Annotated in this window: 22 protein-coding genes and 1 pseudogene; 8 read left to right on the top strand and 15 right to left on the bottom strand. The window is 64.7% G+C overall.

Annotated features, from left to right (window positions below):
• Window positions 1–96: 96 nt before the first annotated feature.
• Both ABIE53_RS02120 and ABIE53_RS02125 read left to right on the top strand, forming a co-directional pair.
• Entirely contained in the window at window positions 97–1,122 is a 1,026-nt protein-coding gene (locus tag ABIE53_RS02120; protein WP_114155698.1) for a serine/threonine protein kinase, read from the top strand.
• Between the two features lie 296 nt (window positions 1,123–1,418).
• Window positions 1,419–2,159, top strand: a complete 741-nt coding sequence (locus tag ABIE53_RS02125; protein WP_006050500.1) for a PepSY-associated TM helix domain-containing protein — start codon at window positions 1,419–1,421, stop codon at window positions 2,157–2,159.
• Between the two features lie 54 nt (window positions 2,160–2,213).
• Here ABIE53_RS02125 and ABIE53_RS02130 read toward each other — a convergent pair whose 3' ends face one another.
• From ABIE53_RS02130 to ABIE53_RS02175, 10 genes are all read right to left on the bottom strand, one after another.
• The gene (locus ABIE53_RS02130) at window positions 2,214–3,236 is read right to left on the bottom strand and encodes an XdhC family protein (protein ID WP_053857380.1); all 1,023 of its coding nucleotides are present in this window, start codon (window positions 3,234–3,236) and stop codon (window positions 2,214–2,216) included.
• Window positions 3,209–3,817, bottom strand: coding sequence for an SRPBCC family protein (locus ABIE53_RS02135; protein ID WP_029969481.1), 609 nt, complete (start codon window positions 3,815–3,817; stop codon window positions 3,209–3,211). The genes ABIE53_RS02130 and ABIE53_RS02135 overlap by 28 nt, the downstream gene beginning before the upstream one ends.
• On the bottom strand, window positions 3,808–5,070 hold the full coding sequence (locus ABIE53_RS02140) for a vWA domain-containing protein (protein ID WP_044021450.1): 1,263 nt from the start codon (window positions 5,068–5,070) through the stop codon (window positions 3,808–3,810). Before ABIE53_RS02140 ends, ABIE53_RS02135 begins: the two co-directional genes overlap by 10 nt.
• Window positions 5,071–5,134: 64 nt before the next feature.
• Complete coding sequence (locus tag ABIE53_RS02145; RefSeq protein ID WP_006050496.1) at window positions 5,135–6,022, bottom strand: AAA family ATPase; 888 nt, start codon at window positions 6,020–6,022, stop codon at window positions 5,135–5,137.
• Between the two features lie 102 nt (window positions 6,023–6,124).
• On the bottom strand, window positions 6,125–6,922 hold the full coding sequence (locus ABIE53_RS02150; protein WP_006050495.1) for an FAD binding domain-containing protein: 798 nt from the start codon (window positions 6,920–6,922) through the stop codon (window positions 6,125–6,127).
• Window positions 6,923–6,944: 22 nt separating this feature from the next.
• On the bottom strand, window positions 6,945–9,332 hold the full coding sequence (locus ABIE53_RS02155; RefSeq protein ID WP_029969485.1) for a xanthine dehydrogenase family protein molybdopterin-binding subunit: 2,388 nt from the start codon (window positions 9,330–9,332) through the stop codon (window positions 6,945–6,947).
• 10 nt (window positions 9,333–9,342) lie between these two features.
• The gene (locus ABIE53_RS02160) at window positions 9,343–9,897 is read right to left on the bottom strand and encodes a (2Fe-2S)-binding protein (protein ID WP_006050493.1); all 555 of its coding nucleotides are present in this window, start codon (window positions 9,895–9,897) and stop codon (window positions 9,343–9,345) included.
• Window positions 9,898–10,454: 557 nt separating this feature from the next.
• Window positions 10,455–11,846: a branched-chain amino acid transporter BcaP gene (gene bcaP, locus ABIE53_RS02165; protein ID WP_192699938.1), complete on the bottom strand. Its 1,392-nt coding sequence runs from the start codon at window positions 11,844–11,846 to the stop codon at window positions 10,455–10,457.
• A gap of 268 nt (window positions 11,847–12,114) precedes the next feature.
• Window positions 12,115–12,771: a response regulator transcription factor RqpR gene (rqpR, locus tag ABIE53_RS02170; RefSeq protein ID WP_006050491.1), complete on the bottom strand. Its 657-nt coding sequence runs from the start codon at window positions 12,769–12,771 to the stop codon at window positions 12,115–12,117.
• A gap of 10 nt (window positions 12,772–12,781) precedes the next feature.
• Window positions 12,782–13,678 carry a sensor histidine kinase gene (locus ABIE53_RS02175; RefSeq protein ID WP_114155700.1) on the bottom strand — a complete coding sequence of 299 codons (897 nt, stop codon included), beginning with the start codon at window positions 13,676–13,678 and terminating at the stop codon, window positions 12,782–12,784.
• Between ABIE53_RS02175 and ABIE53_RS02180 the strand changes: the two genes are divergently transcribed.
• Window positions 13,677–13,838, top strand: coding sequence for a hypothetical protein (locus ABIE53_RS02180; RefSeq protein WP_161966559.1), 162 nt, complete (start codon window positions 13,677–13,679; stop codon window positions 13,836–13,838). The genes ABIE53_RS02175 and ABIE53_RS02180 overlap by 2 nt on opposite strands.
• A gap of 258 nt (window positions 13,839–14,096) precedes the next feature.
• On the opposite strand, the gene ABIE53_RS02185 is transcribed toward ABIE53_RS02180, so the two are convergent.
• The 3 genes from ABIE53_RS02185 to ABIE53_RS02195 all read right to left on the bottom strand — a co-directional run bounded on the left by ABIE53_RS02185 (window position 14,097) and on the right by ABIE53_RS02195 (window position 17,065).
• Window positions 14,097–14,867: a ferredoxin--NADP reductase gene (locus ABIE53_RS02185; RefSeq protein WP_006050489.1), complete on the bottom strand. Its 771-nt coding sequence runs from the start codon at window positions 14,865–14,867 to the stop codon at window positions 14,097–14,099.
• Window positions 14,868–15,571: 704 nt separating this feature from the next.
• Window positions 15,572–16,369, bottom strand: a complete 798-nt coding sequence (locus ABIE53_RS02190; RefSeq protein ID WP_006050488.1) for an endonuclease/exonuclease/phosphatase family protein — start codon at window positions 16,367–16,369, stop codon at window positions 15,572–15,574.
• Window positions 16,370–16,525: 156 nt separating this feature from the next.
• Window positions 16,526–17,065 carry a hypothetical protein gene (locus ABIE53_RS02195; protein ID WP_114155701.1) on the bottom strand — a complete coding sequence of 180 codons (540 nt, stop codon included), beginning with the start codon at window positions 17,063–17,065 and terminating at the stop codon, window positions 16,526–16,528.
• A 290-nt stretch (window positions 17,066–17,355) separates the two neighbouring features.
• Here ABIE53_RS02195 and ABIE53_RS02200 point away from each other — a divergent pair, with 290 nt between their 5' ends.
• The 4 genes and pseudogenes from ABIE53_RS02200 to ABIE53_RS02215 form a co-directional block, all read left to right on the top strand.
• A complete protein-coding gene (locus ABIE53_RS02200) occupies window positions 17,356–18,333 on the top strand; it encodes an AAA family ATPase (protein WP_029969498.1) in 978 nt (325 codons plus the stop codon).
• Window positions 18,334–18,586: 253 nt separating this feature from the next.
• Window positions 18,587–19,693 (top strand): NAD(P)/FAD-dependent oxidoreductase, encoded by a 1,107-nt coding sequence (locus ABIE53_RS02205; RefSeq protein ID WP_114155702.1) that lies wholly within the window; start codon window positions 18,587–18,589, stop codon window positions 19,691–19,693.
• Window positions 19,694–19,848: 155 nt separating this feature from the next.
• Window positions 19,849–20,160 carry a high-potential iron-sulfur protein gene (locus ABIE53_RS02210; protein ID WP_006050484.1) on the top strand — a complete coding sequence of 104 codons (312 nt, stop codon included), beginning with the start codon at window positions 19,849–19,851 and terminating at the stop codon, window positions 20,158–20,160.
• 49 nt (window positions 20,161–20,209) lie between these two features.
• Window positions 20,210–20,459, top strand: a pseudogene (locus tag ABIE53_RS02215) (MFS transporter); the annotation flags it as partial.
• A 33-nt stretch (window positions 20,460–20,492) separates the two neighbouring features.
• On the opposite strand, the gene ABIE53_RS02220 reads toward ABIE53_RS02215, so the two are convergent.
• Entirely contained in the window at window positions 20,493–22,031 is a 1,539-nt protein-coding gene (locus tag ABIE53_RS02220) for an amidase (RefSeq protein ID WP_114155703.1), read from the bottom strand.
• 209 nt (window positions 22,032–22,240) lie between these two features.
• The gene (locus tag ABIE53_RS02225; RefSeq protein WP_006050482.1) at window positions 22,241–22,939 is read right to left on the bottom strand and encodes a dienelactone hydrolase family protein; all 699 of its coding nucleotides are present in this window, start codon (window positions 22,937–22,939) and stop codon (window positions 22,241–22,243) included.
• Between the two features lie 310 nt (window positions 22,940–23,249).
• Between ABIE53_RS02225 and ABIE53_RS02230 the strand changes: the two genes are divergently transcribed.
• Complete coding sequence (locus ABIE53_RS02230) at window positions 23,250–24,362, top strand: NAD(P)H-dependent flavin oxidoreductase (RefSeq protein WP_114156659.1); 1,113 nt, start codon at window positions 23,250–23,252, stop codon at window positions 24,360–24,362.
• Window positions 24,363–24,530 lie beyond the last annotated feature (168 nt).

Genomic DNA, 24,530 nt, shown 5'->3' on the forward strand with positions numbered 1-24,530 from the left:
AGCGGTTGCGGTTTCGCGCGTCTGCCGCTATCTCGCAGACGCGCGCCGCGAACCGGGCCACTCGTCTTTGACGGCGGCGCGGCGCACAATGCGGGCATGAACGACATTCTCGATCCACAGGACGGCGCCGCGCGCGCTGTGCCTTTCGCCCGGCTTCAGCCGGAAGTCGTACTCGACGCGCTCGACAGCGTGCTCGGCTCCGTCGGCGTTCGCACCGACGGGCGCATGCTGCCGCTTAACAGCTACGAGAACCGCGTGTATCAGGTGGGCGTCGAAGACGGGCCGCCCGTGGTCGCGAAGTTTTATCGACCGGAGCGCTGGAGCGACGCCGCCATTCTCGAAGAACATGCGTTCGTCGCCGAACTTGCGGCGCGCGAAATTCCCGCCGTGCCTGCGCGCACGTTCGAGGGCCGCACGCTGCATACGTTCGACGGCTTCCGCTTTTCGATTTTCGAGCGCCGCGGCGGACGCGCGCCCGACCTTGATCGTCGGGATACGCTCGAGTGGCTCGGGCGTTTTATCGGGCGGATTCATGCGGTCGGGCAGACGCAAAACTACACGGAGCGTCCCGCGCTCGACATCCAGACTTTCGGCTATGAGCCGCGCGACTTTCTGCTCGCGCACCGCTTTCTTCCCGACGACGTGCGCGGCGCGTGGGAAACCGTCATCAATCTCGCGCTGGAAGGCGTCGAACGCGCCTTCGAACGCGCGGGCGAGATTCGCATGTTGCGAATGCACGGCGACTGCCATCCGAGCAACGTGTTGTGGACCGACGCGGGCCCGCATTTCGTCGACTTCGACGACAGCCGCATGGGTCCGGCCGTGCAGGATTTGTGGCTGCTGCTGCCGGGCGAACGCGCGGAGGCGTCGCGCGCACTCACCGACCTGCTCGCCGGCTACGAAGACTTCTGCGACTTCGAACCGCGCGAACTGCATCTGATCGAAGCGCTGCGCACGCTGCGGCTCATCCACTATCAGGCATGGCTCGCGCGACGCTGGGACGACCCCGCGTTTCCGGCCGCGTTCCCCTGGTTCAATACGCAGCGTTACTGGGAAGACCGCATCCTCGAAATGCGCGAGCAGCTCGGCGCGATGCAGGAAGGGCCGCTCTGGCCCGTGTGAACGTGTGAACGTGTGAACCGAAGCGCCGACGCCACATTCCCGGCACGCCGCGATTGAGCAAACGCATCAATTGTGTAATGATAGCCATTCTCAATTGAAGGGCGTCGCCAGCTTCCTGTCACATTTCTCCTCCTCTGTGACTGCCAGCCAGCCTCTCAATGGGGCGGCTGCCGAGCGCAAGCCGGAGCCGTCTGCTTTCTCCTTTTTCGAATTCCTTCGCTGCCGGTTTGCGAGCGCGCGCGTGCTGTGCGCGTGCGCCCCGGCGGCGGCTTAACCTGCTGCACCGGAGCATGGATGTGAACGCGCCTGACTCGATCGATATGAAACCCGCAGCCGATGGCGCCACGCGCTACGTCGCGCATGACGAGCCGCCGGGCCGTCATCTGATGGACGGCGCCGAGCAGGCGGCGCGGCGTCAGCGTTCGCGGCGCGCGAACTTTATCAAGTGGCTGCGCAAGGTGCATGGATGGGTCGGCCTGTGGGGCGCCGTGCTCGGACTGCTGTTCGGCGCGACCGGCTTTCTGCTGAACCATCGCGCGGGTCCGATGAAGGTGTCGACCGGGCAGCCGCAGGTCGAGGAATTGCAGATGGCCGTGCCCGACAAGCCATTCCATTCGCCGATGGACATGGCGAAGTGGCTCAAGGGCGAGCTGAAAATAGACGGCAAGCCGGGCCGGATGAAACGCGAACCGGCGCATCCGGTGGCGTGGGGCGATCAGAGCACGATTCAGCCGGAATTCTGGCAGGTGGCATTCGCCGCGCCGACGCAGAACGTGCAGGCCGAATACTGGGTCGGCAATGGTTTCGTCGCCGTGAAGCGCACGCAAAACACCTTTCTCGCGACGATGACGAACCTGCACAAAGGCGTGGGCCTGAGCATCGGCTGGATGCTGCTGGTCGACACGATTGCCGGCTCGCTGATCCTGCTTTCGCTGACGGGCGTGCTGTTGTGGACCGAGTTGAACAAACGACGCGTGGTGGGCGTGGTGCTGGTGGGCGGATCGATCATCGCCGCCGTGGTGTGCGGCTTGGTGTAAGCATGCCGACGCGCGCGCACGCTCGCAGCGCGCGACCCAGCACCCGACACTAGCCTACGCGCTGCAGGCCGCTCCGCCCGACGCCGCGATTTCCCGCGCGGCCTTTGCGCCCTCCACCTGAAGCAGTGTCGGCAGCGAAACGCCGTTTTTGGCCGCCGTCACTTCCGCGAGAATCGACACCGCAATTTCAGGCGGCGTCCGGCTGCCGATATAAATGCCCACGGGCCCATGCAAACGGGCCAACTCGGTCTCGCTGAGATCGAATTCCTTCAGCCGTTCGCGCCGCGCCTGGTTATTGCGCCGCGAACCCAATGCGCCCACATAAAACGCCGGCGTCTTGAGCGCTTCCATCAATGCGAGGTCGTCGAGCTTCGGGTCGTGCGTGAGCGCAATCACCGCGCAGCGTTCGTCGAGCTTCATGTCGAGCACGGTGTCGTCGGGCATGGTCCGCACGATCTTCGTGCCGGGAATGCTCCACTCTTCCGTGTACTCTTCGCGCGGATCGCAGACCGTCACCTGATAATCGAGCCCCACGGCAATGTTGCACAGATAGCGCGACAACTGTCCCGCGCCGATCACGAGCATCCGGTAACGCGGGCCGTGAATCGTCAGAAGACGCTCGCCGTCGAAGTGCACGCCGTCGGTCGCGAGCGCCTTGCCGAGTTGCGCCTTGCCGCTCGCCATGTCGAGCTCGCGCGCGACGAGCCGTCCTTCTTCCACCGCATGACAGAGTTCGGCGATGCCGCTTTGCGGCGTCAACGGTTCGAGCACCAGTTGAATCGTGCCGCCGCAAGGCAACCCGAAGCGATGCGCTTCTTCGGCCGTGATGCCGTATTTCACCGCCTCGGGATGCGTCTGTTCGATGCCCCTTTGCCGCACGCGATCGATCAGATCGTCTTCGATACAGCCACCCGATACCGAGCCCACCACGAGTCCGTCGTCGCGCACCACGAGCATCGCGCCCTCGGGCCGCGGCGACGAGCCCCACGTCTTGACCACTGTCACCAGTAGCGCGCGATGTCCTTCCTCCAGCCAACGTGCGCTGGACTTCAGGACTTCGAGATCCACGCTGTCCATGATTTCTTCCTCTTCGTTGCATCGCCACCGGACTCGCCTTCCTCGGCGTCGGTCGATGCAGTATTGTGCCCCGCCGCGTCGGCGGCTGCAGCGTCCGGAACATTGCCGGCGTCGTCGGCTTCGGCGGCATTCGTATTGTCTCCGCCGACCTGGGCGCTAAAGCGCTTGAAGAATTCGCCGGCGATCTTGCGCGCCGCGCCGTCGACGAGCCGCGAGCCTATCTGCGCAAGCTTGCCGCCGACCTGCGCGCTCGCCGTGTAGCTGAGCTTGGTCGCGGCGTCGCCGTCGGCTTCGAGCACGACGCGCGCGTTGCCCTTCGCGAAGCCGGCCGCGCCGCCCTGGCCTTCGAACACGATGTTGTATGAAGTTGGCGCGTCGATGTCGGTGAGCTGCATGCGTCCTTTGAAGCGTGCTTTAACCGGCCCGACCGCCGCGCTCAGCGCGACGAGATACGCATTTTCGCCGTCCGGGTCGATGCTTTCGCAGCCGGGAATGCACGCGCGCAAAACCTCGGTGTCGTTGAGCGCGTCCCACGTGCGCTGCTGCGAAACCGGCAGCGTATGAGTTTCGGTCAGTTCCATGAACTTGCTCCTGCGGTTGGCGTGGCAAGAACGCGCGGACGCGGCGCGCGCGTGAGTTGCGCGAAGTCGTGGCCGAACGCGGCCAGGCTCTCGAGATTATGAACGGGGCGATGGGCGTCGACATACGGCAGGATCGCCAGCACGCCGCGCGCCTTCGGAGAAAAGCCGCTGTAACGCAGCAGCGGATTGAGCCATACGATGCGATGCGCGAAGCGGCGCAAGCGCGCCATTTCGGTGTCGAGCACGTCGATGGCTTCGTGATCGAGTCCATCGGTCACGAGCAGCACGCTCGCGCGCCCGGCGAGCACGCGCCGCGCCCAACGTCGATTGAATTCGGCGAGCGCCGCGCCGATGCGCGTGCCGCCCGACCAGTCGACAACCTGCTCGGTCAGCGCCGCAATGGCCACGTCGGGATCGCGCTCGCGCAGCGCGCGCGTCGCGTTGGTGAGCCGCGTGCCGAACAGAAACACCTGCAAGCGTTCGCGCGACTGCACGAGCGCATGGCAGAAATACAGCACCGCGCGCGAGTAACTGCTCATCGAGCCGGAGATGTCGAGCAACAGCACGAGCGGCGGCTTGCGCTCGACCACCGCGCGATACTTCCACACGGTCCAGTCGCCGCCCGCGCGCACAGCCTGCCGCGCGCTCGCGCGCAAGTCGGCATGCGTGCCGTGCGAGGCGGCCTTCAGGCGCCGCGTCGGTTCTTTCGCGAGCGGCAGGCGCTGAGCGCGAATCAGGTGACGCAGCGTGCGCCACTCATCGGCGGAAAGGGTGTCGAAGTCGCGATGACGCAGCCGCTCTTCGGCGCTGAACGTCGCGTGCGCGCGCAGTTCATGCTGCTCGGTTTCCTGCGGCTTGTGCGTATTCGGCGAGGGCGGCGCGCGGACCGCGAGCGCGTCGGCGAGACGGTTGTTGCGTTTGGGCGGCGGCAGGCCGTCGCGGACTTTCGGCAACAGCAGCGCGCGCAATTTGCCTTCCCAATCGGGATCGCGCCAGAAGAGCTCGAACGCGGCGTTGAACAGATCGCGTTCGTCGGGCGCGGAGACGAGCGTTGCGGCGAGTGCGGCGCGTACGTCGTCGCGGCGGCCGAGGTCGATCCAATGCAGAGCGGCGAGCGCGTCGACGGCATGCGCGGGCGACATCGGCAAACCGGCGCCGCGCAACACGCGCACGAAATGCACGACGTTGCGGGCAAGCGTGGGCGTGTCGTTGGTTAGCGATGCGGTGGGGGCTGAGTTCATGGCGTCCGTCATCCGTTGAACGCGCGCGGTATCGCCGTCTCCCATGCTGTCAACGCGAGTTGGCGTCGTCATGCCGCTATCCCGGCGCCGCGAGACACTGCGCGATCTGCTCCGCGTCGACGCGCGCGAGATCGTCCTGATACTTCAGCAGCACGCCAAGGGTGTTCTGCACCGATTGCGGATCGAGTTCCGTCACCGAAAGCGCTTCGAGCGCGCGGCACCAGTCGATCGTTTCGGCGATGCCCGGCGCCTTGAACAGATCCATGCCGCGCAGCCGGTGCACGAAATCGACCGCACGCCGCTGCAGTTCCGCCGACGTCGCGCTCGCGCGCGCCGCCACGATCTCAAGCTCGCGATCACGCTCGGGATAACCGATCCACTGATAGAGACAGCGGCGCTTCAGCGCGTCGTGCACTTCGCGCGTGCGGTTCGACGTCATCACGACGAGCGGCGGCACGGCCGCGCGCACGGTGCCGTACTCGGGAATCGACACCTGGAAATCGGACAGCAGTTCGAGCAGGAACGCTTCGAACGGTTCGTCGGCGCGATCGATCTCGTCGATCAGCAGCACGCGCCGCGCGCCCGGATGGTTTTCGTCGGGCATCAGCGCTTGCAACAGCGGACGCTTCAGCAGAAATTCGCCGCGATACAGCGTGTCGTTATCGGGGCGCTCGCCGGCGGCTTCGGCGAGACGCAGCGCCATGATCTGCCGCGGATAGTCCCACTCATACAGCGCGCTCGCGGTATCGAGTCCTTCGTAGCATTGAAGCCGCAGCATCGACGTGCCGAGCATGCCCGCCGCCGCTTTCGCAAGCTCGGTCTTGCCGACGCCCGGCTCGCCTTCGACGAACAACGGACGCTCCATGCGCAACGCAAGGTACAACGCCGTCGCCAGTTCGCGGCTCGCGAAATAGTTTTGCGCGGCGAGTTGCGCGAGGGTGTCGTCGATTGAAGCGGGGTGCATGGCGTTCCTGAATCTGCGCGGTCAGCGACGCGGGTGAGCGAATGCGGCCGACCTGAGCGTGTCGTTCAACATCTCAAGGCCGGCCGGACATGCAAAGGATCGCTAACTATTCGCCTTCGCCACCGCTCGCGCGGCGAGCACCGGAATCAGATGCGCGCGATACTCGGCGCTCGCGTGCATGTCGTCGTTCAGATTCGCGGCGGACAGGCTGACGGCACGCGCGGCCTCGGGCGTGAAATTTGCCGACAACGCGCTTTCCAGTTCGGGCACGCGAAACACCGAAGCCGCCGCGCCCGTCACCGCGACGCGCACGCCGCTTGCAAACTTCGCGACGAACACGCCGACGAGCGCGAAATGCGACGCGGGGTTGCGAAACTTTTCATAAGCCGCGCGCTCGGGGACCGGAAATTCGACGCCGACGATTAGTTCGTCCGGTTCCAGCGCGGTCTCATACATGCCCACAAAAAATTCGCTCGATGCAATGCGCCGCCGCTGCGTGACGATGGTGGCGTCCAGACCCATCGCCGCCGCCGGATAACAGGCGGCCGGATCGTTGTTGGCCAGCGACCCGCCGAGCGTGCCGAGCGCGCGCACCTGCCGGTCGCCGATATGCGCGGCCAGTTCCGCGAGCGCCGGCAACACGCGCCGCAGTTCCGCGTGTTCCGCGACATCGGCGTGACAGACGGCTGCGCCGATCTTCACCGTGTTGGCGTCGACGGCGATCGACTTGAGCGCGGGAATGCGCGTGACGTCGATCAGTTGCGACGGCTGCGCGAGACGCAGCCGCATGGTCGGCAACAGGCTCTGCCCGCCGGCGAGAAACTTCGCTTCGCTGTCGGCGGCGATGGCCGCGGCGGCCGCTTGCGGGTCCGTCGCGCGTTGATACTCGAATGAATACATGTCGAATGCTCCGCTCAGGATCTCAATGGGCTGCCACGTTTGCCGCGTGAATCGCCGACCACACGCGATGCGGCGTGGCCGGCATTTGCAGATCGGTCACGCCGAGTGGCGCGAGCGCGTCGATGATCGCGTTGATCACCGCCGGCGGCGAGCCGATCGCGCCCGCTTCGCCGCAACCTTTGACGCCGAGCGGATTGTGCGTACACGGCGTGCCCTTCGCGGTTTCGACGGTGAAGTCGGGCAAGTCTGACGCGTGCGGCATCGCGTAGTCCATGTATGAGCCGGATAGCAACTGGCCGCTTTCGTTGTCGTACACGCAGCGCTCCAGCATCGCCTGTCCGATGCCTTGCGCGAGGCCGCCATGCACCTGGCCTTCGACGATCATCGGATTGATCACATTGCCGAAGTCGTCGACGGCCGTGAACTGCTGGATCTCGCACACGCCGGTATCAGGATCGACTTCGATCTCGCAGATATACGCGCCCGACGGATACGTGAAGTTGCTCGGATCGTAGAACGCGCTTTCCTCGAGGCCCGGTTCGAGCACTTCGAGCGGATAGTTGTGCGGCACATACGCGGCGAGTGAAATCTCGGCGAATGCTTTCGTGCGATCGGTGCCCGCAACGCGGAACACGCCGTTCTTGAACTCGATGTCTTCCGCCGCGGCTTCGAGCAGATGCGCGGCGATTTTCTTCGCCTTCGTTTCGATCTTGTCGAGCGCTTTCATGATCGCCGAGCCGCCGACTGCGATCGAGCGCGAGCCGTACGTACCCATGCCGAACGGAATGCGTCCGGTGTCGCCGTGCACGATCTCGACACTGTCGAGCGGAATGCCGAGCCGGTCTGCGACGACTTGCGCGAAGGTCGTTTCGTGCCCCTGGCCGTGACTGTGCGAGCCGGTGAACACGGTGACCGAACCCGTTGGATGCACGCGAATCTGTCCGACTTCGAAGAGGCCCGCGCGTGCGCCCAACGCGCCCGCAATGTTCGACGGCGCGAGACCGCATGCCTCGATATAGCAGGAGTAACCGAGACCGCGCCGCTTGCCGTTCTTCTCCGATTGCTGGCGGCGCGCTTCGAAGCCTTTGACATCGGCGAGTTCGAGCGAGCGCGCGAGAATCGTTTCATAGTCGCCCGTGTCGTACGTGAGGCCGACCGGCGTCGCGTACGGAAATTCGCGGATGAAGTTGAGGCGGCGAATCTCGGCCGGGTCGATCTTCATCTCGCGCGCGGCTGTTTCGACGAGACGCTCGACCACGTAGGTTGCTTCGGGACGACCCGCGCCGCGATAAGCATCGACGGGAACGGTGTTGGTGAAGACCGCTTTGACCTCGGCGTAAATGGCGGGCGTCGCGTACTGGCCGGCGAGCAGCGTCGCGTACAAGATGGTCGGCACGCTCGAGGCGAACGTCGACAAGTACGCGCCCATGTTCGCGATGGTGTGAATGCGCATCGCGAGGAACTTGCCGTTGGCGTCGAGCGCGAGTTCGGCTTTCGTTACGTGATCGCGGCCATGTGCGTCCGAGAGAAAAGCCTCCGAGCGCTCGGCGGTCCACTTCACCGGACGGCGAATTTTCTTCGACGCCCAGGTCAGCGCGACGTCTTCGGCGTAGAGGAAAATTTTCGAACCGAAGCCGCCGCCGACGTCCGGCGCGATCACACGCAACTTCGACTCCGGCAGCGACAGCACGAAAGCGGCCATTAGCAGGCGCTCGACGTGCGGATTCTGATTCGCGACGTAGAGCGTGTAGCTGTCGTCCTGCGGCGAGTAGTTCGCGTTGACCGCGCGCGGTTCGATCGCGTTCGGCACGAGGCGGTTATTGACGATGTCGAGCGTGGTCACGTGCGCGGCTTTGGCGAACGCGGCGTCGGTCGCGGCTTTGTCGCCGTGGCCCCAGTTGTAGCAGACGTTGTCCGGCACTTCATCGTGAACGGCCGGCTGACCGGCGTCGGCTGCGTGCGCGGTGTCGACCACGGCGGGCAGCACGTCGTAATCGACTTCGATCAGTTCGGCGGCGTCTTTCGCGGCCTTGATCGAATCGGCGATGACGAGCGCGACCTGGTCGCCGACGTGGCGCACTTTCGTATGCGCGATGACCGGATGCGGCGGCTCGTTCATCGGCTTGCCGTCGGTGCTGTGGATCAGCCAGCCGCACGGCAGGCCGCCGACGTTTTCCGCGGCCATGTCCTTGCCGGTGAAGATCGCGACGACGCCCGGCGACTGCCTGGCCGCGGTCGTGTCGATGCTGTTGATCCGCGCGTGCGCATACGGCGAGCGCAGAAACACCGCGTAGGTTTGCTGCGGCAGCAGGATGTCGTCGGTGTACTGGCCGTTGCCCGTCAGGAATCGGTAGTCTTCCTTACGTTCGACGGAAGCGCCGATCAGGTTGTGAGTGTCGGGTGCGTTCATCGTCGGCTCCTCAGGCGGTGGCTTGCGCGGTGGCGCTTGCGTTCGCGTTTGCATTGGCGTTTGCAGTCGCGTTTGCGTCCGCGTTAGCCGCGCCCGAGGACTTCATGCCTGCGGCGCCTTCGAGCACGGCTTTCACGATGTTGTGATAGCCGGTGCAGCGGCACAGATTGCCGTCGAGTTGCGCGCGGACGTCGTCGCCGGTGAGATTGGGCTGACGTTCGACGAGCGAGATTGCGCTCATCACCATGCCGGGCGTGCAGAAGCCGCATTGCAGGCCGTGGCAGTGTTTGAAGGCTGCCTGCATCGGATGCAGCGCGCCGTCTTTGGCGAGACCTTCGATGGTGGTGATGCGCGCGCCGTCCGCCTGTGCCGCGAGGATGTTGCACGATTTGATCGCGCGGCCGTCGAGGTGGACGGTGCACGCGCCGCACTGGGCCGTATCGCAGCCAACGTGCGTGCCGGTGAGTCGGAGTTGATCGCGAAGGAACTGAACAAGCAGGGTGCCGGGCTCGACTGAAGCGCTGATGGGCGCACCGTTCACCGTCAGACTAATGCTGATCGCCATGAAGTCGTCTCCTGATGGGGGGAAACCGGACCGCTTTTGTTTTGCCTTCAGCCTGCTGCTCGTTCGCGAGGTCCGATTAGGGTGCTGCGGTTTTTTATGAGTCTGCCGAAAAGTAAAGCACAAATTGGGCGGGGGCGCTATGGGGGTTGTTTTGCCTTTCGGCGCTTTTTTTAACACCCTTGGCCTTTCCTTGATTTCGCTGTGGTCTATTCGCGTTGCCCCTGTGCGGGGCGGCTGGGGGAGCCATCTAAAAGCTGGCGGTGTGAGCCCGCTTTCTTTGCTTACTTTCTTTGCGGCGGCAAAGAAAGTGAGTGCCGCCCCGCACAGGGGCAACACAAATAGACCAAAGCGAAATCAAGGAAAGGCCAAAGCGAGCCAGTGGGACCCATTTATAAGCCACCGGTGTGAGCCCGCTTTCTTTGCTTACTTTCTTTGCGGCGGCAAAGAAAGTGAGTGCCGCCCCGCACAGGGGCAACGCGAAATAGACCACCGCGAAATCAAGGAAAGGCCAAGGGGGTTACTAACAACAACAACAACAACAACAAAAACCCCTGCCCTCATCGGGCCAAATGCGACCGCCTCCTCGAATACCCAAAATAAATCCCCATCCCCACCACCAACCAAACCAAAAAAGCCACCCAGGTAATAGCCTGCAAATTCACCATCAAAAACAGACACGAAGCGACAGCAAGCACCGGCACCACCGGCACACCAGGACACCGGAACGCCCGCGGCAACTCCGGATGCGTCCTACGCAAAACCAGCACCGCGATCGACACCATCGAAAACGCCGCCAACGTGCCGATGTTGATCAGTTCCGCCAAGACATTCAACGGCACCAGCGCTCCAATGAGCCCGAAGAAAATGCCGACGAGCCACGTCGTGAAGAACGGCGTCGCAAACCGCGGATGCACACGCGAAAGCCGTGCAGGCAACAAACCATCGCGCGACATCGCGAAGATCACGCGCGTCTGTCCGTAAGCCATCACGAGGATCACGGTCAGCATGCCGAGCACCGCGCCAAGATCGATGAAGCCCGCCACCCACGGCTGACCCGCAACCTGCAACGCATACGACACCGGATGCGACACGTTCGCGAACTGCGCCGACGGCACGATGCCGGTCACCACAGCGGCCACCGCGACATACAACACCGCGCACACGCCAAGCGACGCGATGATGCCGATCGGCAAGTCGCGCTTCGGGTTTTTCACCTCTTCGGCCGCGGACGATACCGAGTCGAAGCCGATGAACGCGAAGAACATCACCGCGGCCGCGCCGAACACGCCGTTCCAGCCGTTCGGCATGAACGGGTGCCAGTTCGCCGGCGCCACATGAAACACGCCGACCGCGATCACGAGCAGCACCACGGTCACCTTGATCGCGACCATCACGTTGTTGATCCGCGCCGACTCGCGCACGCCGACCGACAACAGCGCGGTGATCGCCATCATCACGAGGAACGCGGGCAGATTGAAGAGCGTTTCATGGCCGGGCAACGCGCCCGGCGCCGCCGTCAGCGCGACCGGCAACGACACGCCGAAACCGGACAGCAGCGATTGCAGATAACCGGACCAGCCCACCGAAACCGCGGACGTCGCGAGCCCATATTCGAGCATCAGATCCCAGCCGATGATCCACGCGGCCAGTTCGCCGAGCGTCGCGTACGAATACGTGTAGATGGAGCCCGCGACCGGAATCGTCGATGCAAATTCGGCGTAGGCGAGCGCCGCGAAACCGCACGCGACAGCCGCAATCAGGAACGAGATCATCAGCGCCGGGCCGGCTTGCACGGCGCCCGTGCCGGTCAGCACGAAAATGCCGGTGCCGATAATGGCGCCGACGCCGAGAAACGTCAGGTCTAGCGCACCGAGCGCTTTCTTCAGGCCGGCGTTCTGGGCGCTCGTCGCGAGCATGTGCTCGACGCTCTTCTTGCGGAACAGGGACATTGGCGGGGGTCTCCAGTAGTGCACGCGTGTCGCGCGCCGAATGTCGGGAAACCCGCGATTTTAGCGGATGCGCGCGCATGCACCTTTTTGGGACGCACTAAAAAGACGGGACTCTGGATACGTGGCGCTGGCGTGACCGAGCGGCATCGCAGCGGCAATCCAGCGGCAATCCAGCGGCAATCCAGCGGCAACCCGGCGGCAACCCGGCGGCAACCCGGCGGCAACCCGGCGGCAACCCGGCGGCATCCGACCTGCCGCAGCCGCGAGCTTACCCCGCCATCGCCGGATTGAGGTCGACGAGCCGGTTGCTCATCACATAGAAAGTGAGTTCGGCGTTGTTGCGCAGCTTCATCTTCTCGAGCAGGCGCGTGCGGTACACGCTCACCGTTTTCACCGACAGCGACAGCGCCTCGGCAATGTCGGTCAGCCGTTTGCCTGACGCGAGCATGCACAGGGTCTGGTATTCGCGGTCGGAGAGCTTTTCGTGCGGCAACTGCTCGCCGTCGAAGGAGACATAATCGGCGAGCGCCTCGGCCATCGCCGGGCTCACGTATTTGCGGCCGGCCGCGACCTGCTGGATCGCGCCGATCATCTGCGCGGCATCGACGGTTTTGGACAGGTAGCCGGCGGCGCCAGCCTTCAGCGCGCGCACCGCGTACTGATCCTCGCGATACATCGAGAACATCAGCACCGCCACGCGCGGCGCCTTGCGCTTCAGGCGCTTGAGCACTTCGACGCCGTTCATGTCCGGCAGCGAAATGTCGAGCAGCACGACGTCGAAACTGTGGGCCGCGACGGCGTCGAGCGCTTCGGCGCCGGTCTGCGCCTCGGTGACCTCGCGTGCGACGCCGCGATCCAGCAGCAACTGGCGCACGCCCTGGCGAACCACGGCGTGATCGTCGGCGAGCAGGATGCGCAGGCTCATGACGGCTCGCTCACGATTGCAGCGCGCGCAGGCCGCCGCCTGGCTGCGCGTCGGCGAGCATCGAGTCCCACGCGAAGCGCGCGCGCACGAGCGTGCCGCGCGGGCCTTCGCTATCGCTGCGTTGCGCCGGCTTTTGCGTCGGGTTTTGCACCAGCGGCTGGCCGCCGCGCCGGGCGGTCACGCTCAGCGTGCCGTCGAAGGCCGCACAGCGCGCTTTCATCCCGCTCAGCCCGAAATGGCCGTGTCTGCGATGCGCGTGGCGCGAAACGCCGACGCCGTCGTCGCTGACGATCAGCGTCAGATGACGACGGCTCGTTTCGATCCGCACGTCGGCGGATTCGGCGCGCGCGTGCTTGGCGATGTTATTCAGCGCTTCCTGCGCGACCCGGAACACGGCGAGCGCGGCGTCGGCGGAGAGGCGCGTGAGACGCACGTCGGCCGCGCAGACGAAGCTCGTGCGCAACTGCGTGCGGGCGGCGAAGTCGCCGGTCCACTGGGCGAGCGCGCCGACGATGCCGGCTTCGAGCGCCGGCGCATGCAGTTCGGCCACCGCCTGCCGGGTCGCGGCGCAAACGGCGTCGAGCGAGCGGTTGGCGACGGCGAGCGCGGCCGAGCATTGCGCCGGAGCGTCGGCGGGCAGCCAGGTTTCCACGCCGGCGAGCGCGAAGCGCGTCGCGGTCAATTCGGCGCCCACGCCGTCATGCAGTTCGCGCGCGACGTGACGGCAGGCCGCTTCCTGCGCCCGGACCAGTTCGGCGGAAAGCTCCCGCACGCGCGAGCGCAGGCGAGCCAATTCCCGTTCCGCCGACGCCGACGCCGACGCCGCCGCGCGGCCCGCGTCTTCGGCGGAGCGCGGCAACAAGGCCGACGAATGGCTGGTGAAACGGACGACAGTCGACGTATCCATGACTTTCTCTCAGAAAGCGGCGCGGACGGCGAAGCGGTGGCGCATCGGCGCCGCGAAGACGAAAGAGCGCATCAGGTCTCGGGCCTCCAATATGGCCGCCTCGGATGACTACGACGGGCAGATCACTACGCAGCAACGTAACGAAATTTACATTCAGTAACAACCGGGTCGTGCCATGAGCGGCAGTGAAATCGCCCGGCGGCGCGCCGCGATCATATCCCAAAAAAGAAAAAGATGCAGGCCCACCAAGGCTTACCGGCATTAGTTCACGTAACGCCTGACATGCCGCTCATGCCGTTCTGTAGGAAGATTGCCGACAGAAAATGTCAAATATCCGACGCCCAATTGTAACGGCGAAAAAAAAGGAGCCAGAAGGCTCCTTTTCCCTGGTTTCGCGGCGCGAACCGCGAAAAATCGCTTAACCGACGAACGCCTTTTCGACCACATAGTGGCCCGGCTCGTTGTTGCTGCCTTCCTGGAAGCCCAGGTCGTCGAGCAGTTTGCGCGTGTCGCGCAGCATGTGCGGGCTGCCGCAGAGCATCACGCGGTCGTTTTCGAGCGAGAAGCCCGGCACGCCGAGGTCTGCGAACAGCTTTTCCGTCTCGATGAGTTCGGTGATGCGGCCGCGGTTCTCGAACGCTTCACGCGTGACCGTCGGGTAATACAGCAGCTTTTCCTGCACCAGTTCGCCGAGGTGCTCGTGCGCCGGCAGGTGGTCGGTGATGTATTCCTTGTACGCCAGTTCGTCGACGAAACGGCAGGTGTGCGTGAGGACCACGCGCTCGTAGCGGTCGTAAATGTCCGGATCTTTGATGATCGACATGAACGGCGCGAGGCCCGTGCCGGTGGACAGCAGCCACAGCGTCTTGCCGGGCAGCAGGTTGTCCGCCATCAGCGTGCCGACCGGCTTCTTGCCGATCAGCACCTGGTCGCCCACCTTCAGATGCTGCAAACGCGACGTGAGCGGGCCGTCCTGCACCTTGATGCTCAGGAATTCGAGATGTTCTTCGTAGTTCGCACTCGCGAGGCTGTACGCGCGCAAGAGCGGCTTGCCGTCGACTTCGAGGCCCACCATCGTGAACTGGCCGTTTTCGAAACGGAACGACGGATCGCGCGTGCAGGTGAAGCTGAAAAGCGTATCGGTCCAGTGATGGACGCTCAGGACGGTTTGTGAATTGAGGTTGCTCATGGCTTCTTGGATAGTGCGAAAACAAAGGCGGCCAGTCGTTGGAGCCGGCCGGCACGGCAAGGGCGATGCTGCGCTCACCCGCGGGCGGAATGGCGCGCAATCCGTTATTTTACCGCGCCCGCCGCCAGCGGGCCGAGACGCGGCGATGGGGCGCGAAAAGCGAATCAAACAGCGAATCAAGCGGTCGAGCGGCGGTGATCAACCGGCGTTCGTCGAACTCATCATGCGGATTTCCGGCCGAAGAGCGCGGGCGCCGGTTTTCGCTGGGTCCGCCGGGTCCGCCGGGTCCGATTACGACCGGCGACGGGCAGTGCCAGGCGTGCTTGCCGCCGCGCGTCACCAAGGGTACGGCGATGGACGAAGGCCGCGCGGGGCGGCTGCCACCGGCTGTCCGGCTCGCGCCGGGTAGGCGCGCCGCGCGGGCAACATTTTCAGGATGATACAGAAAGCTGCCGTGCGGCGCAGCATAGACCCTGCCAATAAAGCAGGCAAACGGGCGGAAAACCAGGCTCGGGAATGTCAGCGTTTGCCCGCTGCAACCGCGCAACGAGTGACGTCGCGCCGAGGCTCGCGTTCGGCAGAAAGCGCATAGGCCCAGCCGGCGTCTGGTTTGTTTCTACGTGACAGACAGTTCGCAAGCGCAATCGTGTCGATCGAAAGCGCGCATTTCGTTCCGGCCCGCATGCAAAACCACGCCTGCGCCGTCACTCCACCCGCAAGCGCGCCATATACGGCAAATGATCCGACAGCCACGCGGTTTCCTGCGTCGGCGGAATCCATTCGATCGGCTTCATGCCGCGCACAAACATTTTGTCGAGCGCGAGGGCGGGCGAAAAAGCGGGGAACGTGCGGCCCGCCTCGCCGAGCAGCGTGGCCACTTCATGCAGGCCGTGCTCGCCGAAAAGCGGCACCGAATCGTTGCGCCAGTCGTTGAAGTCGCCGGCCAGCACGAGCGGACCGTCCGGCGCTTCCTTCGCGATCCAGTGAGCGATCCAGTTCATCTGACGCAAGCGCGCCGAGCGCGTCAGCGCGAGGTGCGCGCACAGCAAGGTGACCGAGTGTCCGCCGAAGGTCGCGCGCGCAACCAGCAGCCCGCGTTTCTCGAAGCGATGCGCGGAAATATCCCAGCGTCCGCCGAGATCCAGCGGATGCGGCGACAGAATCGCATTGCCGTGCCGCCACGATGGCTTGAACACGTTCGGCCCGAGCGCGATTTCCAGTTGCAGCGCCTGCGCGATTTCGGTCGCCTGACAATGCCAGACATCGTTCAAGGGATCGGCGACGGGCGCGCCGAAGCTGCTCGCCAATACCGGCGACGGCATGCGGCGCGCCATCGCTTCCTGCAGAAAATAGGCGTCCGCGTGGGTCGACTGAACCCAGCGCTGCATGGCTTGCCAGGCTTGAAAGCCGAGCGGCGTGCGGCCCTTGTGAAGGTTCCAGCTCACCGCCACGAAATCCTTGGGTGCTGTGCTTTCGCGGATCAATTCTTCGGGGTTTCGCATGCCGCGTTATCCACGTGTTCTGTTTTCGGAGCTTCGATTGTTCATGCGTTGTTCGCGGGTCTCTCAGGTTGGCTCTTCAGCTTCGCTTTTCAACCCCGTCGACGGAACGCGCTTGCGCCTGATTTGCCGCGGGTTTGTCGCTGGCTCGCAGCGCAGTCAGTTCACCGCACTGGCCGCGCTCGCCGCATCTGTCGCGCTTGCCGCATTGGCGCCATTCGTCAGATTTGCGCGGACGCGGTAGACGAGCGCCGGGTCTTTGTCGACGATCGTCCAGCTCGCCCATTGACCTGCCGCCACCTTCAGACCAGGATGGCTCGCGCTCACCTGGCGCGGCTGCGGCGGCAGTTTGCAGCCGGTGTCGGTCTGGCGCGCGGCACTGTCCTCGAACGTTTCCTGCGCCTCGATGGAAAGCGTCACTTCGTTACTGTCCGCCTGCAGCGGCGACACGGTGAGCGTGCGCGCCAGGTCGATGCTGCCCGCCGGCTGATCCTTGCAGCCGACGTTGTGCTGCACCACCTTGTGATGCGTGTCCGTGCGCGCCTGGCCGACCGTGGTCGTGCCGTCGAAGGTGTCGATCTGCTGCCCATTGAGCAGCACTTGCAGTTGCCATTGCACGACCTGCTGCTGCGGCCGCTGCTGCGCCTGTGCCAGCATCGAAGTGCCGATCAGCACGGCCGCGATAGACGTTTTCCACATAGAACGAATCTCCGGTGACTGCGTCCGGCAGCCTGGTCAGAGGGCCATCTTACGCCTGATGAGCGCAACGCTTTTCTGACACGTTAAACGGGGCCGGGTTCAGCAACAATCTATTTCGAAGCGCGCCGGTTGTGCTCGCTGCGCGCCTGGCGCGGCTTTGCAGCATAACCGGCTGTTAGCAGCAGAGCCGCACGACTGCTGGCTTGCGTGCCGATCTGTCCTCGTTAAACTGGACCTGAAACGGCGTCCATCGGATGCCGCCTAGCAAGGCCAGTCAGACGGGGTGAGCAATGACAACAGCAATGGTCAGACAGGAAATCGCCGTAGCGTCTTTCAGTCAGGTGTACGACCTCGATCAGGTCGAGACCGCGCTGAACGATCTGAGCGAAGGCGCCAACGACGCCCTGCGCACAACCTACGAAAAGATGCTGAAAACCGGCAATCTGCGGTTCTGCGTGAAGCCGAACCGCATGCCGTCGATCGACGATCTGATCGACGCATTGCCGAACTTCGCCGATCCGCTCGACGACATCCGCAAGCAGGTCGCGCTCTGTCTCGAGACCGAGGACCGCCTGGAGCTGATGCCGATTCTGCTGCTCGGCGATCCCGGCATCGGCAAGACGCATTTTGCGAAGCAGTTAGCGCGCCTGCTCGGCACGGCTTATCAGTATGTCGCGATGAGCTCGCTGACGGCCGGGTGGATTCTTTCGGGCGCGTCGTCGCAATGGAAAAACGCCAAGCCCGGCAAGGTGTTCGACGCGCTCGTGAACGGCAGCTACGCGAACCCGGTGATTACCGTCGACGAAATCGACAAGGCTACCGGCGACTCGCAATACGATCCGCTCGGTGCGCTGTACGCGCTGCTGGAGCACGACACGGCGCAGAGTTTCATCGACGAATTCGCGGAAATTCCGATCAATGCCGGCCACGTGATATGGATTGCGACGGCGAACGACGCGCGCTCGATTCCCGAGCCGATCATGAACCGGATGAACGTGTATGAGATTCCGCCGCCGGATCGCGACGGCGCGCGCCGCATCGCGCAGTCCATCTACGCGGAGATCCGCGGCGCCCACAACTGGGGTCTGCGCTTTCCGGAGCAGCTCGGCGATGACGCGCTCGACGCGCTGAAAAACGCGTCGCCTCGCGAAATGCGCCGGGCGATTCTGAACGGCTTCGGCGCGGCGCGCATCGACGGACGCGACGAGATCGGCGGCGGCGACATCCGGCTCGACTTCGGCAACCGTCGCAGGCCGATCGGCTTCTAGGCAGCCACTGTCCATTCCCGCCAAAAACTGCAAGTGTCCGCACGATGCGCTGCCGCTGGAAACAGCGGGAGCGCATCGCCGTGCGCGCGGCGTCGTACAATTTGAGGCAGCGGTCGGATGACCGTTGTAAAACGGTCGCAAAACGGCAGTGCGTTCGGCAGCGAGCGGTGTACGGCGTTCGTTGGCCGCATGCTGTTGCCATCTACATGGATGAACGAGGCGGCGCGTAGCGAAGTCGGCTGCGTCGAGGGACATGGACCAGATCGAATGTGTCGTAATCGGCGCGGGCGTGGTCGGGCTCGCGGTGGCGCGTGCGCTCGCGGCGCGCGGGCGCGAAGTGATCGTGCTCGAAGCCGCCGAGGCAATCGGCGTGGGCACGAGTTCGCGCAACAGCGAAGTGATTCACGCGGGCATCTACTATCCGCGCGGCTCGCTGAAGGCAACGCTGTGCGTGCGCGGCCGCGAGATGCTTTACGACTATTGTGTCGAGCGTAACGTGCCGCATTCGCGCTGCGGCAAGCTGCTCGTCGCGACGTCGAACAATCAGATTCCGCAGCTCGACAGCATCATGGCCAAGGGCCGCGACAACGGCGTGCTCGACCTGATGCGCATTACGGGCAGCGAGGCGCAGGCGCTCGAACCGGCGCTCGAATGCGTGGCGGCCGTGTTCTCGCCGCAGACAGGCATTGTCGACAGTCATCAGTTGATGCTGGCCTTGCAAGGCGACGCCGAGCGCGACGGCGTGATGTTCGCGTTCCACTCGCCGGTCGAGGCAATCGAGGCGGGCAATGGCCGCTTCATCATCAAGGTCGGCGGCGACGCGCCCACCACGATCAGCGCCGCTTGCGTGATCAACAGCGCCGGGCTGCACGCGAACGCGCTGGCGCGCAAGATTCGCGGACTCGACGCGCGCCATGTGCCGCCGCTCTACCTCGCGCGCGGCAACTACTTCAGCATCTCCGGACGCGCGCCGTTTAGCCGCCTGATCTATCCGATGCCGAACGAAGCAGGACTCGGCGTGCATCTGACGATCGACCTTGGCGGCCAGGCGCGCTTCGGTCCGGACGTCGAATGGGTCGATGCCATCAACTACGACGTCGATCCCCAGCGCGCCGAATCTTTCTACGCAGCGATTCGCGCTTACTGGCCGGCGCTGCCGGACAACGCGCTGCAGCCGGCTTACGCGGGAATCCGTCCGAAGCTGTCGGGCCCCGGCGAACCCGCCGCCGATTTCGTGATCCAGGGACCGGCCGCGCATGGCGTGCGCGGACTCGTCAATCTGTTCGGCATCGAATCGCCGGGACTCACGGCTTGCCTGGCGATCGCGCAGCGGGTGTGCGAATTGAGCGGCCGCGCATGAGCGCACGCCGTTGCGCTTCACGCGGGCGGCCTGATGTCGTTGCGATTCGCTTATCTCTATCATTTGACCCGTCACCTGAGACGGCTTCATTGATATCCTTGGGGACCGCTGTCATCAGAACGGCGATCAGTTCAATATAAATGGAGTGAGTCCCCATGAAAGCTTCCCGTCGCACGTTTTTGATTTCCAGTATCGGCGTGGCCTCGTCGCTGGCACTGTCCCGCCAGGCATTCGCCGATGCACCGAAGGTCGCAGAAAGCGACCCGACCGCACAGGCGCTCGGCTACAAGGAAGACGCCAGCAAGGTCGACAAGGCGAAGTTCGCCAAGTACGCACCGGGCCAGGACTGCGGCAATTGCAGCTTCTATCAGGGCAAAGCGAGCGATCCGTACGCGCCGTGTCCGATGTTCGCCGGCAAGCAGGTTGCGGCGAAGGGCTGGTGCAGTGCGTATAACAAGAAGGCCTGATCGCGTGGTTCTCACGCTGCCTTCATGCGTTGGCTGAAGTGCGCTGCAATATGACGGGCAGTTCGGCGCGCTGATCGCCGAACTGTTCCCCTGCGGATTTGCGCTGCACGGGTTTATCGTTGGTCTACCGCATTGCCGTGACGATGTTCGGCGGCTTTGGACCGTTCGTCGTCACGTCGCTTACCGAGGCGAGCGGCTCGCCGCTCCCACCGACTTATTACTTGATGCGCGGACTGGCTGCGTCGATCGTCGCAGTGGCTTGCATGCCGGGCCATCGTCACGTCGATGCCGACGCACGCGCGACGCAAACCGTTCACCTCACATCGCACCGCCTAGCTGCGCGCCTTGATCAGCGGCGGACGCTTGTCGAACCACGGCCGTGCCGCTTCGAGTTGCGCGGCAAGGCGCAGCAGCGTGGCTTCGCCGCCGTCGCGGGCCGCGAACTGCACGCCAACGGGAAGTCCGCGCGCATTCCAGTAAAGCGGTATCGACATGGCCGGCTGGCCGCTCAGATTGAAGAGCTCGGTGCAGCCCGCCCACGCAAACGCCTTGTTCGACGCCTCGGCGAGCAACTTCTTCATCAGCGGCTCGAGCGGCATCGCGCTGACTGCGCGCATCTGCATGCGCTCGGCCTGCGTCGGATGCATCTCGCCGATCTTGATGGGCGCCGCGGCGAGCGTCGCGCAGAGGATCACGTCGTAGCGGCTCAACAGATCGGTCAGACGTTCGGTGATGCGGCGCTGTTCTTCGAGCGCCCCGGGCAGGCCGCGCTCACCGAGCTTGCGGCCCACGTGCGCCATCGCCCACGTCGAGATTTCGAACTCGTCGCGCGACGGCTTGCGTCCGGTGATGCGCTCGGCGTTCAGCACGAGGTCTTCCGCCGTGACGGACCACAGCGTGAGAAACGCGTGCCTGACCGCGTCGAAATCGATCCCGAGCGAAACAGGCTCGATGTTGTGTCCGAGCGAGCTTGCAAGTTGCGCGGCGTCTTCGAGCGCGGCGCGTGCATCGGCGGAAAGCGACGGGGCGAGCATCGGCTCGGTCACGTACGCAATGTTCAGCGGTTTGCACGGCTCGCGGCTCGCGCCGAGAAACGTACCCGGCGCGCCGAGCGGACGGTCCGCGTTGCCCGCGAGCAGGTCGAGCAACACCGCGCTGTCGCGTACGCTGCGCGAGATGGCGTGATCGACGCCGAGTTCGCCGGCCGCGACCGCGGCGGGCATGCGCGGCACGCGTCCACGCGAGGGCTTGAGCCCGAACAGTCCGCAGCACGACGCGGGGATGCGGATCGAGCCGCCGCCGTCCGATGCATGCGCGAGCGGCACGATGCCCGCCGCGACTGCCGCTGCCGCACCGCCGCTCGAGCCGCCGGGCGTATGGTCGAGATTCCACGGATTACGGCACGCACCGAATAGTTCGGGCTCCGTATAAGGCATTTGACCGAGCTCCGACGTGCTCGTCTTGCCGAAGATGTTGAGGCCCGCCGCTTTGGCGAGTGCGACGACGGGCGCGTCGTCGGTGGGAATGAAGTGGCGATAGTGACGGCTGCCCATCGTCATGCGCAGGCCCGCGACGGCGGCGCCCAGATCCTTGATCAGATACGGCACGCCGGCGAGCGCGGTCTGCGCGGTTTGCGGGCTGTCGGCGTCCGCGCCATTTGCGCCGTTGATGCCGTTCGCCATGCTCGCGTCGTAACGCGACGCGCGTTCGCGGGCGGCTTCGTAGTCCTTCAGCACGATCGCGTTGATCGCGGGATTGACCGCTTCCGTGCGCGAGATCGCTGTGTCCAGCAACTCGCGCGCGCTGGCTTCGCGAGTCCGCACGAGTTCGGCCAGGCCGAGGGCGTCATGGGCGAGATAGTCTGATAGCACGGCGGAAAGGACCTCGCTGGCGGATGTGGGATGTCCATCGTCGATGCACGCAAGCGGCGACGCGGCGGCACAGCTACGCCGTGATTTGCCGCCGCGTGCATCGACGCAAAGAGAGCGGACGCGGCGCGCCGCCCATCAAGCGTAACCGACTCGCGCGCCGCCGCGGCGAGCCTATCGCGTCAGTGCGTGACTTGCGTCACTTGCCCGACTTACAGCCGCTCGCCGAGGAACGTCAGCGTGCGGCCATGCGCGAGCGCGGCGGCGCGCTGGTTGTACGACGCACGGTCCGAACAGTTGAAGCCGTGATCCGCGTTCGGATAGATGTGGAACTCGGCATCGGTGCGGCCGGCAAAGCGCTCCTGAATCTGACCGACGGCCGACAGCGGAATATGCTGGTCGAGTTCGCCGTAGTGAAACTGCATCGGCACTTTGACCTTCGCGGCTTCGTCGAGCTTGTTCTGAATGCCGCCGCCGTAATAGGCGACCGCGGCGTCGACGCTGCCGCGCGCGGCCGTCAAATATGCAAGCAGTCCGCCGAAGCAGAAGCCGATTGCCGCAATCTTGCCGGTGACTTCGGGCATCGCGCGCAGCGCCGCGGCCGTTGCGCCGATGTCGTCGGCCGCCTGGTTTGCGTCGAGCTTCTGCATCAGTTCGACGCCCTTCGCGCGGTCCGCGCCTTCATACGTCAACTCGACGCGCGGCTGCACGCGCCAGAACACGTCGGGTGCGAGCGCGACGTAGCCGTCTTGCGCATATTGATCCGCGACCGAGCGGATATGGCTGTTCACGCCGAAGATTTCCTGAATGATGATGACAGCCGGTCCCTTGCCGCTTTTGGGCAGCGCGAGATAGCCGCCGAACGTGTCGTTGCCGGCGGGAATGTCGATCCATCGCGAAGTGATGCTCATGGTGTCCTCCGTAATCGCGCGCGGTCGCGCGAATGAATTGAGTGGGCGAGTTGAGACAAAACGAATGCAAGAGGCGCGAATGCCTGAAGCGGGCGGTCAGTGTGCCACCAAAAGAAAGCCGGTGCAGGCACCCCCGGCAAAGCCTTGCGAACAGCCTTCGAAAGCCCGTTCGACGGGCATCGTCAAGGCAATCTCATTGGACGATCCGAACGTTCTCGATTATTCATTTTCCTGTTGCGCGTCGCGCCGGTAGAGTCCACGGTAAGGTCTCGCGGGGATGGCGAGCGGATTGCGCGAAGGAGAATCGATCATGAGTGAAGGCAGTTTTGTGACGCCGTTTGCCGAGCGTTTTGGCTTGCGTGTGCCGGTCGTGCAGGCGCCGATGGCGGGCGCCACGACGCCCGAGTTGGTCGCGGCCGTGTCGAATAGCGGCGGCCTCGGCACGCTGGCCGGTGCGGCGCTGTCGCCGGAGAAAATCGCGAGCGACGTCGCGGCGATTCGCGCGCTGACGGATCGCCCGTTCGGCGTCAATCTGTTCGTGCTGCAGCCTGCCGCGCCCGACGACGCCACCGTGCGCCGCGCGCTCGAAGCCATCGACCCGGTGCGCGCGGACCTAGGTTTGCCGCCGGGCCGGCCGCTCGAACGCTACGCGCCGGATTTTCGCGCGCAGTTGGAGGCGCTGATCGAATCGCGTGTGCCGGTGGTCAGCTTCACGTTCGGGCTGCTGTCACGCGAAGACGTCGCGCGGCTGCAGGCGAACGGTCAATATGTAATCGGCACCGCGACGCATGTTGCGGAAGGCGTCGCGTGGCGCGACGCGGGCGCCGATGCGATCGCCGCGCAGGGTTCGGAGGCGGGCGCGCATCGCGGCACGTTCATCGGTTCATTCGAAGAAGCGCTGGTCGGCACGATGGCGCTCGTGCCGCAAGTCGTCGACGCAACCGGACTGCCGGTGCTCGCCGCCGGCGGCATCATGGACGGACGGGGAATCGTCGCCGCGCTCGCGCTCGGCGCGCAAGCCGCGGTCATGGGCACCGCGTTCCTGACTTCCCGCGAAAGCGCGATACCGCAGGCATGGAAAGACCGGCTGCGCTCGATTTCCGACACGTCGACTTCGGTGACCTACGCGATCACTGGCCGCCACGCGCGCGGCATCCGCAATCCGCTGATGCAGCGCCTGAGCGAAGCGCCGCAGAAGATCGCGCCGTATCCCGTGCAGAACGCATTGACGCAGGAGTTGCGTCAGACGGCCGGCCGCGCGCAGAACGGCGATTATCTGTCGCTGTGGTCGGGGCAAGGTGCGCCGCTCGGCCGCTCGCGGCGCGAGGACTTCGGCGCGGCAGAACTGATGGCCCAACTCGACGACGAATGGCGTGCGGCAAGCGCCGGCATCGCGGCGTTCGTCGCTGGATTTAAACGCTGAACCGCGACGAGTCAGGACGCGTGCCGCCCCCGCTTGCGGCGCGCGTCGTTTTCAAAAAAAGTGCCGGCCGCTCGAATCCATTTCGACGTATTCCGCCTCATTCGAACCATTAACGGTTTGACTCGCTAAAACCTTTAGCGCTTACTCGCCGATGCGTTGCTCATATAG

Source organism: Paraburkholderia sp. OAS925, from assembly GCF_040543975.1.
Classification (GTDB): domain Bacteria; phylum Pseudomonadota; class Gammaproteobacteria; order Burkholderiales; family Burkholderiaceae; genus Paraburkholderia; species Paraburkholderia graminis.